This window comes from Bradyrhizobium sp. CCBAU 45321, assembly GCF_028128975.1.
GTDB lineage: Bacteria > Pseudomonadota > Alphaproteobacteria > Rhizobiales > Xanthobacteraceae > Bradyrhizobium > Bradyrhizobium yuanmingense.
This window is the reverse complement of record NZ_LFKZ01000090.1, coordinates 1-11,985: the sequence shown is the minus strand read 5'-3', so window position 1 is coordinate 11,985 and position 11,985 is coordinate 1. Positions and strand designations below refer to the sequence as shown.

The 11,985-nt window shown below is 60.4% G+C and carries 8 protein-coding genes and 4 pseudogenes; 7 read left to right on the top strand and 5 right to left on the bottom strand.

What is annotated here, in order from left to right; all coding sequences use genetic code 11:
• Positions 1 to 1,227: 1,227 nt before the first annotated feature.
• A complete protein-coding gene (locus ACM43_RS10475) occupies positions 1,228 to 1,383 on the bottom strand; it encodes a hypothetical protein (RefSeq protein WP_162130875.1) in 156 nt (51 codons plus the stop codon).
• On the opposite strand from ACM43_RS10475, the pseudogene trbG reads away from it, so the two are divergent.
• From trbG to ACM43_RS10455, 4 genes and pseudogenes are all read left to right on the top strand, one after another.
• Positions 1,331 to 2,274: pseudogene (gene trbG, locus ACM43_RS10470) on the top strand (P-type conjugative transfer protein TrbG). The gene ACM43_RS10475 and the pseudogene trbG overlap by 53 nt on opposite strands.
• Positions 2,265 to 3,463, top strand: a pseudogene (locus ACM43_RS10465) (TrbI/VirB10 family protein). Before trbG ends, ACM43_RS10465 begins: the two co-directional pseudogenes overlap by 10 nt.
• A complete protein-coding gene (locus ACM43_RS10460; RefSeq protein ID WP_244429443.1) occupies positions 3,460 to 3,783 on the top strand; it encodes a DUF2274 domain-containing protein in 324 nt (107 codons plus the stop codon). The pseudogene ACM43_RS10465 and the gene ACM43_RS10460 overlap by 4 nt, the downstream one beginning before the upstream one ends.
• Positions 3,725 to 3,931 (top strand): annotated as a pseudogene (locus ACM43_RS10455) (transposase); the annotation flags it as partial. The gene ACM43_RS10460 and the pseudogene ACM43_RS10455, both read left to right, overlap by 59 nt.
• A gap of 18 nt (positions 3,932 to 3,949) precedes the next feature.
• On the opposite strand, the gene ACM43_RS10450 reads toward ACM43_RS10455, so the two are convergent.
• From ACM43_RS10450 to ACM43_RS10440, 3 genes are all read right to left on the bottom strand, one after another.
• Complete coding sequence (locus ACM43_RS10450; RefSeq protein ID WP_271539932.1) at positions 3,950 to 5,761, bottom strand: putative bifunctional diguanylate cyclase/phosphodiesterase; 1,812 nt, start codon at positions 5,759 to 5,761, stop codon at positions 3,950 to 3,952.
• A gap of 462 nt (positions 5,762 to 6,223) precedes the next feature.
• Complete coding sequence (locus tag ACM43_RS10445; RefSeq protein WP_271539930.1) at positions 6,224 to 7,246, bottom strand: GGDEF domain-containing protein; 1,023 nt, start codon at positions 7,244 to 7,246, stop codon at positions 6,224 to 6,226.
• The gene (locus tag ACM43_RS10440) at positions 7,159 to 7,626 is read right to left on the bottom strand and encodes a hypothetical protein (RefSeq protein WP_271539928.1); all 468 of its coding nucleotides are present in this window, start codon (positions 7,624 to 7,626) and stop codon (positions 7,159 to 7,161) included. Before ACM43_RS10440 ends, ACM43_RS10445 begins: the two co-directional genes overlap by 88 nt.
• Positions 7,627 to 8,626: 1,000 nt before the next feature.
• On the opposite strand from ACM43_RS10440, the gene ACM43_RS10435 reads away from it, so the two are divergent.
• The 3 genes from ACM43_RS10435 to ACM43_RS10425 all read left to right on the top strand — a co-directional run bounded on the left by ACM43_RS10435 (position 8,627) and on the right by ACM43_RS10425 (position 11,405).
• On the top strand, positions 8,627 to 8,965 hold the full coding sequence (locus ACM43_RS10435; protein WP_271539926.1) for a hypothetical protein: 339 nt from the start codon (positions 8,627 to 8,629) through the stop codon (positions 8,963 to 8,965).
• 210 nt (positions 8,966 to 9,175) lie between these two features.
• On the top strand, positions 9,176 to 9,346 hold the full coding sequence (locus ACM43_RS10430) for a hypothetical protein (RefSeq protein WP_202948158.1): 171 nt from the start codon (positions 9,176 to 9,178) through the stop codon (positions 9,344 to 9,346).
• Positions 9,336 to 11,405: a recombinase family protein gene (locus ACM43_RS10425; protein WP_036032330.1), complete on the top strand. Its 2,070-nt coding sequence runs from the start codon at positions 9,336 to 9,338 to the stop codon at positions 11,403 to 11,405. The genes ACM43_RS10430 and ACM43_RS10425 overlap by 11 nt, the downstream gene beginning before the upstream one ends.
• On the opposite strand, the pseudogene ACM43_RS10420 reads toward ACM43_RS10425, so the two are convergent.
• Positions 11,375 to 11,903, bottom strand: a pseudogene (locus tag ACM43_RS10420) (IS3 family transposase); the annotation flags it as partial. The gene ACM43_RS10425 and the pseudogene ACM43_RS10420 sit on opposite strands and share 31 nt — an antisense overlap.
• Between the last annotated feature and the right edge of the window lie 82 nt (positions 11,904 to 11,985).

The following is an 11,985-nucleotide window of genomic DNA, read 5'->3' as shown; positions in this document are numbered from 1 at the left end:
AAGAGGCTCATCAGGCACTTCGTGCACGCTCATGTTGTCTAGCACTGAGGGGGCAATGTTCGAAGTTCGATGCCCGCTGGTCTGCGCTGTTAGCAACTAGCGGCAATGCGCAATCTGATGAAGGGCGACGAAAGTAATAATTACCCAACAAGCTTGAAGCGCACGTAGCGTCAGATTGTACGGTCAAAAGGAGGTTGAGAGCGATCTGTCATCGAACCAGCATGACGCCCGATGCGGCTTCGACCGTGCAAGTAGCGAGAACGAGCCATTGAGCGACGATTCCCATCTTGAGGAGAGGACCATCGAGGCGGTACGGCGTTATCGTAACGCGCTAGCCGCGGCCGCGAACTCTGAAAAGGCGCAAGCACGCACACATCGAGCGCTCATGAGCATGCTCCCAGACCTAGAGCGCGCAGTACTCGAGGATCGACCTCCATCAACCAGGAAAAAGCTCTTTAATGCTGGCGCAAGAGCGGTCACTCAATTAAATGAGGCGCGGCAGCTCTTTAACGAGGCGACTGCGACGCTAGACGGAGCTCGCCAGGCCCTGGCCGCTCTCGAGCAGCAGCTCGGATACATTCCAGATGTACCGGCGAAAGGAACTCGAGTACGGTGATCTGGATGATGGCTGACCGACCGCTCCCATTAACTGACGGTGAGAATCGTTCGCCGGTACGGGCAGTGAGATCGGCACAGCCTCGCGACGCGAGGTGGCACCTGCGGTGACGGATAGTGCGCCGAATTCGCTGGTCGACCACCAATGCGGCCGCTGTCGATTTGCTCGGGCCTCCTGAGGCGCACAACGATGCTCCGCGCTACCAAGCCTGGGCTCCCCGCCCTGCGCGTGCCAATTACCTCATAACGTAATCGGGGAGGCGTGATGGGGTGGTATCCGCAGGAGAGACGTCACGCTCGGCATGCCGGACGAACTGTCCTGTTGCGCAAAACCTAAGCAATTGGTTACGCTCAACAATATGTGTCGCAGGTTCCGCTCATTAGAAATGTCACCTTGTGAGCCGACAGACGGCTCGCCTGATCGCCCGTTGTTCGACCCGCCGGAGGCGCGGTCGATGGTCGGGACGCCCTCCGTCCCGACGCTTTCCGGCGCGCCCCCGCGCGCAGGAGCGGTCAAGGATCGAAGACCGCCGGAGGCGGCGGCCCAAAAGGGCCGTCCTTGACGGCTCCGAGCACGGTGGCACGAGCACCGGTGCTGGCCACGAGAGGCCGTCAACCGACCCGGAATAAATTCTTGCCCTGACCGCGGCGACGCGGTGCTTTCTTGCTGCGTCCTTCATCGCGCAGCTGTTGTTGCTCGGTGGCGGGTTTGCTGATGTTCGCCTCGGTGCTTGGCGGCTGCGCGCACAATTTCATCCCGCCGGACATCAATTACGACACCGCCGAGCCGGCGACGCTCGCCGCTGATCCGCCGCGGTCCGTCCAGATCGTAGAATTGCCAAAACCCCTGCCATTGCCGGGGCAGTTGAAGCCGCTCGCCGCCGGTAAACGCGTCCCGGAGGCCGCCGATCCGAAGGTGCGTGTAAAACAGGCCAATGCCGCGGCACGGGTGCAGCCGGTCCGCAACGGCTTCGTCAACGCGGTACAGGTCTATCCCTTCTCAGGGGGAGCTCTCTATCAGGTCTATACGGCGCCGGGTCCAGATCACCGATGTCGCCCTCCAGGAGGGCGAGCAACTCGTCGGCTCCGGTCCGGTTGCCGCCGGCGACACGGTGCGCTGGATCATCGGCGATACCGAGAGCGGGGCGGGCGCGACCAAGAAGATCCACATCCTCGTCAAGCTAACGCGGCCGGAATTGGTCACCAACCTCGTGATCAACACCGACCGGCGGACTTACCTCCTCGAGCTCCGCTCGACGGAGAAGACCTACATGGCCTCGGTCTCCTGGCAGTATCCCGAGGACCAACTCATTGCGCTGCGGCGGCAGAATGCAGCAGCTGAAACCGCGGCCCCCATCGCGGCCGGCGTCGATCTCGCCGCAATCAACTTCCGCTACTCGATCGAGGGCGATGATCCGACCTGGCGTCCGCTACACGCATTCGACGACGGGATTAAGGTCTACATCGAATTCCCAACTGCCACCGCTGTTCGTCATCGGCCCGGCCGGCGGGTCCGAACTGGTCAACTACCGAGTGAACCGCAACTACTACATCGTCGACCGCCTGTTCGCCGCTGCCGAATTGCGTCTTGGTGACAAGGACAGCGAGCGGCGCGTGCGCGTCGTCCGCACCGACGGAAGGCCGCGCGCATGGCGATAGATCGCGAACACCAGCATCAAGGCGACATCCCGCTTGTCGCGCCGCCGGACCTTCGGCTGCGAGGCGAGCGGCCCCGTGTCACACGGCTCTCGCGCAAGGTCCTGATCGGCCTCGGTGCGGTGTCTGCTCTCAGCGTCGCGGGTGCGCTCGGCTACGCGCTGCAGACCGGCAATAAGCAGCAGACCGGGCAAGAGCTGCTCAGCCCCCAGAACCGGCCTTCGGCCGAGGGTCTGGCGGGCTTGCCGAAGGACTATACCGGTCTGCCGCGCCCGGCGCCGCCGCTCGGGCCGCCGCTGCCCGGCGATCTCGGCAAGCCGATCCTTAACGCCGGCGCTGCACCGAACACCATGGCTGACGTCAGACCCCGAGACGCAGCACAGATCCCAGGGAATCGAAGCGGCGCGGGTGAGCCGCCTCTTTGCCCAAACTGCTCAGCAACCGCAGAGTGTTGGTCAAACGATCCCGAGTGCCTCAGCCGGGACCTCGACGACTCCGGCCGCGACACCGCCGGTCGATGCCGGGTCTGCCCAGAACATGCAGGATCGCAAGACCGCCTTCCTCACTGCTGCGACAGACAAGCGCACGGTCAGTCCGGACCGGCTCGAATCCAAGGCCTCACCTTACGTCGTGCAGGCGGGCACCGTGATTCCGGCTGCGCTCATCACGGGCATTCGTTCCGATCTTCCCGGCCAAGTCACTGCTCAGATCACGGAAGCCGTCTGGGACAGCCCGTCCGGCAAATATCTTCTGATCCCCAGGGTCGAAGTTGATAGGCCAATACGATAGTTCCGTCGCGTTCGGTCAGAGCCGCATCCTCCTGGTCTGGACTCGTATCATCATGCCGGACGGCCACTCGATCGTGCTGGAGCGCCAACCCGGCGCGGACACCGGTGGTTATGCCGGACTTGAGGACGAGGTCGACAACCACTGGGGCATGCTATTCAAGGCCGCGGTCCTCTCGACCATGCTTAGCGTTGGGGCGGAGGCGGGCACCAGCCAGAATGAGAACAACCTCGTTCAAGCGATCCGCAGCGATGCATCCAACAGCATCAGCCAGACCGGCCAGCAGATCGTGCAACGCCAGCTCAACATCCAGCCGACGCTGACCATCCGGCCGGGTTTCCCGGTGCGCGTCATCGTTACGCGGGATTTGATATTGGCTCCGTACGGAAGGGGAGGAACACCATGACCAAGCTCAAGCTTGGACCGCTTGAAGACGACAAGCCGGTCAAGGTCACGATCGAGTTGCCGGCGGCGGTCTTCAGGGATCTCAAAAGCTACGCCGAGATTCTGACGCGCGGCGGAGGCGCGACGACGCTGACCGAGCCTGCCAAATTGATCGCGCCGATGATCGAGCGCTTCATGGTGTTCGCCGTCAGGACCTGTGAGACAAATTGTAGGATTTTGCGGAGGGAGGATTTCTGGTTCATCGTAGCCACCAGGAGCGAAGATGAAGCAGAAATCCGGACCGGGCAAAGCGCCGGCAGAACAAGTTATAAAGGACATTAGGCGACAGACCCGCCGGCATTATTCGGCGGAAGAGAAGATCCGCATAGTGCTGGAAGGATTGCGCGGCGAGGAGAACATCTCCGAGCTTTGCCGCCGAGAAGGCATTGCCGCCTCGATGTATTACGGCTGGTTCAAGGAGTTTCTCGAGCACGCTTGAACCGTCGGCTCACGCATTTGGGCTTCTTGCTCCATCTTTAGTAACCGGTCCGCGGCTGGCTTCGCGATTGAGCAGCGTGGGGATTCCGGCGGCTGGGACGAGGCCACTGAACAGGTAGCCTTGTCCTTCTGTGCAACCATTGGAAACCAGATAGACGAGCTGGCGCTCGTCTTCGACTCCCTCGGCCGTGGTCGTCAAACCAAACCCTTCAGCAAGGCCGAGTATAGCGCGAACGATCACCCGGCTGTCAGTGCTGTCGTTGAGACGCGACACGAAGCTGCGATCGATCTTGATCTTGTCAAGACGAAACGAAAGCAGCTGGCTAAGCGTAGCATAACCTGTTCCGAAATCATCGAGCGCGATGCGGACGCCGGCTTGACGAAGTTCGTCAATCACGATCTTCGCAGCTCCGTCACTTTCCAAGAACGCGCTCTCTGTAATTTCAATCTCGAGGCGGCGCGGACTAAAGCCGGTTTGCTCAACGATCAGTATAATGCGCTCTCCAAGCGCGGAATCCCGCAACTGAACAGGCGAAATGTTGAAGGCAAGCGAAAACGTCTTTGGCCACGCAGTGGCATCAAGACACGCACGGCGAAAAAGCTGATCTCCAAGAGCGTTGATGAGGCCGGTTTCTTCTGCAATTGGAATAAACACGTCAGGCGGGATATGCCCGGAATTCTGGCTCTCCCAACGCGCCAACGCCTCGAACCCAACGATGCGATTACTTACGAGTGAAACGATCGGCTGGTAATGGGGCTTGATAATATCCATTGCGATAGCGCTCCGAAGCTCACGCTCAATATTGATGCGCCGCTCGACATGCATGTCCATGTCCGGTTCAAAAAAGCGAACACTCGATCTGCCGTCGCCTTGCGCGCGATAAAGTGCGCGTTCTGCGCGCCTGACTAATTCGTGGGGAGTGATGCCATCAAGCGGAGCGATGGCGATGCCAATTCCAAGACTAAGCTCGGCGGCGCCAGTCTCAATCGCGAAACTGTCGGCGGCAGACACCACGATACGGCGCGACAGATTGGCGGGATCCTCGAGGGAGCTAATGTTGGGCAAGACGATCCCGAATTCGTCGCCTTCGATCCTCGCCAGGAGGCCGTCCTTGGGCAAGATGTCGGCAAGCCTTGTGGCAAACGCGCAGAGTGCCTTGTCTACCGCTGCATGGCCGTGCGTATCCTTGATCCGCTTCAAGCCGTCGAGGCCGAGCATCAGAATAGCGACTTGATGCGTGTCGGTGGCGAGGCCAACGTACACATCAAGTGTGTCATCAAACAGGCGGCGGTTTGGAAAGGCAGTCAATGGATCGTGCCGCGCCGAACCGCGGACTTCTCCTTCTGTCATGGTTTGTGTGTCAGTTCCGCGGGCAAGTTCTCGATAGCGCCGAACACTAAAGATTGTGAGCCCAATGCTCAGCAAGAATGCAACGAACACGATGAATATAATGTCGTCGAGTATCGGATTCACATAGCGCTGTCCCAGTTGCGCTAAACGAGGGCCAAGCCCATAGACATGCGCTAAGAGTGAAGCGAGAACGACGCCGCCGAAGAGAGCAATGAAATCCCTCGTGGCAGAACGGCGCCAATCGAAGTGCAATACGCGCAACCGTGGAGTTGAAACTCTCATCTCAGTCGAACCGTCGCAACGCACGGTGGCCCAGTGAGGGTCTTGCCCGCAGCATGATGTTGAGAAAACTAGATGTTGCGCCGATTGCTGAACTTCAGTAACGGCTTCGCAAGCAGCAATGAGCCATCGGGTCGTGATAAGGTGCTTCCCGGAAAAGTGGCGGTCGGAGCGACCGGCAAGTTCGCGCATCGTTAGTGCGGCCTGCGCAACGAGCTATATCCTGAATATGCAGCTTCAAAACGTTGATCTTCCCTGGAAGCGCCAAGGGAGGGCGCTAGTTCACGTGCGATAGCAATCAGCGCGACCAGGTGCCTACGGTCGTGCCTCGTGATCCGGAGCTTCTGCCAAGTGCCTGGCGAGCGGATTGACGGTCGCGGCGCGCACCAAGGGGCGGCCGCCTTGGCGGGGTGAGGCGACCGCCAGCTGAACGCTCGATGGAAGGGCTGTCACGGACGCCGTTGTAGCAAGAAACGACATAAGAGCTCCCGGCTGCGAGGGCCGCAGCTTATTGCTGTGAGAACCGGCCTGCAAATGTTGCAATGGATGGACCATGACCGAATAGTTGTTAGTAGAGTTGCGGCTTGGCTCGGAGAAGAGCGGACGGGCGTCCGCCCCAGAGCACGGGAGACGGAGTGAACGATGAACGTTATCCTAGGCGACAACCACACGGTTGCGGCCTTCAAATTTTGCGCGATAGAGTCGCTGGTCGGCGACGTTCAAGAACCCGTCGAGCGTGTCTCCATCGCGCCCGAACTCCGACACTCCAACACTGATGGTGACGCCGACCGATGGTTCGGCCCCGGCATCGAATGCAGTGCGTTCGATGGCCGATCGAAGGCGCTCGGCGACCGCGCTAGCCGCGTCGAGCGCCGCCCCCGGAAGCAGTACCATGAATTCTTCACCCCCCACGCGCGCGACAGAGTCGTAAGGCCGGATTGCCTCCAGACACTTTCGCACGAATACGCGCAGGACCTCGTCGCCGACGCTGTGACCACGTGAGTCGTTTATATCCTTGAAATGGTCGAGATCGAGCGACAGCAGGGACAACGGAGCTCCGGTCCGCCTGGCCCGTGCGATCTCCGCGCCGATATGCTCGATGAAGTGGCGCCGATTCCCGGCGCCGGTTAGTGGATCGGTTGCGGCGATCCGCTCCAGCCGTTGATTGCTCAATTGCACTTGCTGAAGCGCCTTTTGAGTGTCGGCCATCGATTTCGCCAGGCGGGCGGTCATTTCTTCCTGGCTATAGATGGTGGCGAACGATTGCGTTGTTCGGAAAGCCTGGACGACGCCATAGCTGAGCAGAAAAAATCCGCCGGCGAAGATCGCGTGAGCTAGCCACCACATATGATTCCACGGCGCGGCCAAAATGAATACGAGCGACGATAGCGCAAACCACGCGACAGAAACGCCAAAAACAAGCATGAGCGGCGAGTGAATCCGTCGCATGAGCAAGACCGCGACGTTCAGCGCACTGAATAGCAATGCGCCGCCCTCCATGGACAGGCGGACCACCGGGTGCCCAGCATAGGGTGAATAGGCGACCAGTGCGACAGCTAAGTCCATCGTAAAGAACAGGCCAATCCACGTCAGCCATGCGCGCGTGTCCGAGCGCTTCTCAAGCCCGTCTGACGGCAAGTTGTAGCTGAGTAGCCCGACGAAGAGCAAAATCGACATCGCCAGGCGCGACGCTGGCCCATAGAGCAGAACAGCCAAATGTTGCGCTGTGCCATGCCGGTGAAGGCGCCCTGCAGCGTATAGATCAGCACGAAGGCCAGAAAACCAAGGGTCAACCACCTCAACAGAGGCTCGCCTGAAGACTGATAGCAACGCCACGTCGCATATGTGACGAACAGTCCCTCCAGGGTGGCGATGGCGATGGCGAATTCGTGGAACAGGTGGTCTTCAAACTTCAGCGCGGGATCTTGCTGAAAATTGAGGTAAGCGATCAACTGAGTGGGCAGCAGGGCGAAGCCAATAATGAGAGGGCTCATATACGCCTGTGTGATCAGCCGCAGCGCGCTGGGCGGCTCGTGCAACATAAGATTGGTACTCATATGCTATGCCGTCATTCCATGATGATCCCAACGCGGTCCTTTCATGAACTCGTGGGGCCCTTCTCAAGCACCTTGGAGTCCTGCTGGACCACCAAAGTGACATCCCAACACGCCGGCACGGGTGATCACGCTGAACGGCGTGGAAGTCACAAGATTTTCGTTTCCGGCCATCGGCTGTACTCATCCGGGCGGGGCTGCGACGCCGCCAGCATAGCCTTGCCATCCAGGACTTGCCGTTGCGGGTTATGTGTTCTACGTTCAGCCACCCGCTCCGCTAAGCGGTAAGGTTAAGGGTATCGTGCGTATTCAGTACAGTATCCCAGCTGCTGCCCCGACTCGTCACGATCTGCGCCATCGGAGGATGATGGAAATCACGAGCTCACTTGAGGAAGGATTCTACGCTTTACCTTACTCAATTGTCTGTTTGCCACCCACTGGCAGCGCCGCTGTGACGACCGGCGCGGACTGGTTCGGCTCGGAGCCAGCGCGCGGGATGAGCAACAGCGTAAGTGTCAGCCCGCTTTGATTGAAAAATTTCTTGTACGCCACCTGTGACCTCCGTTCTGCGCGAGTCCCCGGGCAAAATGCGGGACAGAGGTTCCGCTATATACATGAGCTGGCTAAGCTAAGCCCCTGCCAGATCTTGCAGGCGGCCGAAAATTTCGAGCCTGCCAGGACTGGGCATGTCACTTTATGCCAAGCGGCTGGAGCGCGGCCGCATTTTGTGTGACCGTCGTCGGCGGACGGGGTGGTGACAATCACACCAGTCCAGCTTCGCCATGTTCGACTGCCCTGCAGCCTTCGCAAAACGGCTGATGTTGCCGGTAAGTAAGGATAACGCTCCTGTGCGGGGTCCGACGCCGTCTGAAGTGGACCCTATGCTGAGGACCACCGGGTCTGGTTTCTTAAGTGGAGCTTGCTGCCGTTCGTTCTTCCCGATACTTTACGCCACTGTTGCTTGCTGCTGTCGTGGCTGTGGGGATGTGGGCAACGCGCAGCGTTGTCCAAGCTTCTCGCTTGCGAGAAGCGTCATGTCCACAGCCTCTTCGCCGAATGCGCCGGTGACACCTGCCCGCCAGACCGCCATCGGCGCGCGGTTTTCCAGCGCCTGATGGGGGCGCTGGAAATTGGCTCAAGAACGCCCACAGGACCGTTCTTCGCGAGGTTCTTTATCGACATCATCCCTGGTTTGGTCGCCGAGTTTGCGTTCATGGAAGCGTCGAGAAGGCTGATGATGTCGCTTTACGCTGCTCTCTTGATGGATCGCAAGCGGATCGATGGTTGGAGGTTCCAGCGTGGATGTTCGATCGGGCAGCATGCCCTGACGCTGAGCCTTTGACAGCTCAGCCGTTTGTCAGCATTGACGCACTTGCGGCGCTCTCTGCGCTTCTCGATCTGGCGTTGAAGGATCGAACGCCATCAGCTGCCCTGCTTTCTGGCGCATCCAGAGCCTCTCACGACCAGAATCGGGGAGAGACTCATGTCACGGCAGACGGCAGTGCCAGGGAGCGGATACCGACACAATCGACAACCGCGGCCGCAGCATCAGATGGATCTGTTCGGGAGTGGCCTGTCGAACGGCGCCATCGGCGCGCCCAGATGGCTGGATCTGCCAGCAGAAGCGCGGGCAGCGCTCACGAGCCTGATGACGCAGTTGATCCTCGACCATGCTGCGATAACAGCGACGCCGCGCGCGAAGGAGGTCGATCATGATTTCTGACAAGGTCAAGCCTTATCATCTGGAGCGCAAGGCGATTCTTTACGTGCGTCAATCTTCGGCCCATCAGGTGTTGCACAATCGCGAGAGCAGCGCGCTGCAATACGCCATGCGAGACCGGCTGACGGCACTCGGGTGGTCAGAAATTGAAGTGATCGATGATGATCTCGGTCGTTCAGCCGCCGGCGGCATACAACGCGCCGGATTCGAGCGAATGGTGGCGGAGGTTTGCCTCGGCAAGGTTGGTGCGGTTTGCGCCCGCGAGGTCTCGCGCTTCGCCCGCAACCGCCGGGATTGGCAGCAACTCATCGAGATGTGCCGCGTGGTCGATACCGTTCTGGTCGATCAAGAGACCATCTATGCGCCAAGGCACGGCAACGACCGCCTGCTGCTCGGGCTCAAGGGCAGCCTCAACGAGTACGAGCTGGATCTGTTGCGCCAGCGCTCGCTCTCGGCCCGCTACGAGAAGGCGCGCCGGGGGGAGTTGGTTGTGACAGCGCCCGTCGGCTTTGTGAAGGCCGGCGACCGTTACGAGAAAGACCCGGATCGGCGTGTCCAGGAAGCGATCAAGCTGGTGTTCGACAAGGTCGAGGAACTGGGCAGCGCGCGACAGGCGCTCTGCTGGCTCCACGAGTACAATCTCGATCTGCCGGTGAAGCAGACTAAGGGCGACACGGCCTGGCGGCGACCAAACTACTCTGCCATCCACCGGATCATTGAGAACCCGGTCTACGGCGGCGCCTATGCCTATGGTAAGACGGCCGTGGCGGCGGGATACAGCACCGCGGGCGTGAGCGTGAAGATCCGCCGCAAGGCGCGGAACGAATGGCTGACGCTGAAGCCCAACACTCACGAAGGGTATGTGAGCTGGGAGAAGTTCGAGGCGATTCGCACCATGGTCAGCAGTAATGTTCCCACCAGTCGGCATCACGGCGCGCCCAAGCATGGTGACGCGTTGCTGGCCGGTCTGATCCGCTGCAAGCGCTGCGGTCGCAAGCTCACACTCCGGTACTCCGCCATGGAGAGCCATATCCCGCGCTACAGCTGCAGCCGTGCCTGGATGGACAATGGCGGGGCCCACTGCATCGCCTTCGGCGGACTGCGCGTCGATGACGCCATCGAGGAATCGCTGCTTGGAGTCGTCGGTCCAGGCGCGGTCGCCGCCGCAACCGCTGCCGCCAACGGAGCCAGGGAACGGCGCGATCAGGTACGCGATGCTCTCAGTCGCGACCTCGAAGCGGCGCGCTATGCCGCCGACAGGGCTTTCCGGCAATACGATGCCGCTGATCCCGCGAACCGGCTGGTGGCCAGTGAGCTGGAAGCCCGCTGGAACAGGGCGCTTGCTCACGCGGCGGAGGTTGAGGCCAAGATCGCCATGCATGATGTGGCGACGTCCGCACCCCTTGCTGATCCAGCTTCGTTCGGCATTCTAGCCTCGAACCTCAAAACGGTCTGGGATGCGCCGACGACGGATGCTCGTCTCAAGAAGCGCATTGTGCGCACCCTCATTCATGAGGTCGTGGCCGATATCGACGACGTGGCGTCGGAGATCGTTCTCATCGTTCATTGGGTGGGGGGCGCCCACAGCGAGTTGCGCTTGCCGAAGCGCCGGCGCGGACAGCGCAACAGCACCTCTGCCGATATCGTCCAGGCCGTGCGTCAACTGGTGCTGATCGCCAGCGACGATCTGATTGCCGGCCTCCTCAATCGCAACGGCCTCAAGACCGGCAACGGCAATCGCTGGACCCGCGAGCGCGTCACATCAATGCGCTCGAACTACCACATCCCGGTGTTCAAGCCTGCCGAGGACGGGATCGAGCCATGGCTTAACCTTGGCAACGCCGCAAAGCTCCTGAAGATCGCGCCCAAGACGCTCCGGCTGGCCGCTGAAGCCGGCGAGATCGAATCCATCCATCCTCTTCCGGATGGTCCTTGGATCTTCGCCCACACCTGGCTGATAACAACTGCTGCTCAATCTATCGCCGAACGAGCGCGACAGAACCCAAAATACCCCGCGGGATCGCATCCCGCTCAACAAAATCTCTTCTCTTCAATCACATAGCCAGATGGGTGTTCTGATGCGCAGTTGTAAAACTCGATCCATCGGGCGATTCCGGCTTTGGCCTCGTGGCCATCCGAATAACCCTTGAGATAGATGTCCTCGTATTTGAGCGAGCGCCACAGCCGCTCGGTGAACACGTTGTCCATCCAGCGGCCGCGACCGTCCATCGAGATCCTGACGCCGGTGGCGGCCAGCGTGCCGATGAAGGCGGCGCTGGTGAACTGGCTGCCCTGGTCGGTATTGAATATCTCAGGCCGGCCGAAGCGCGCCGAAGGCCTCTTCGAGCGCAGACGCACAGAACGATGTGTCCATCGTGTTTGACAGGCGCCAAGCCAGCACCGCACGACTCGCCCACTCGATGATCGCCACCAGATATAGAAAGCCCTGGCCGATCGGCATATAGGTGATATCGGCCGCCCACACTTGATTTGGCCGGTCGATCACCATATGGCGCAAGAGATACGGGAAGATTTTGTGTCCCGGCGCCGGCTTATTGGTTCCATACCCTGAGCGCGCCACAACTGCCGACGTCTATAAGGCCGAAAGCGCCTGCATGATGGTCGGCCACCTTCTAGTGGAG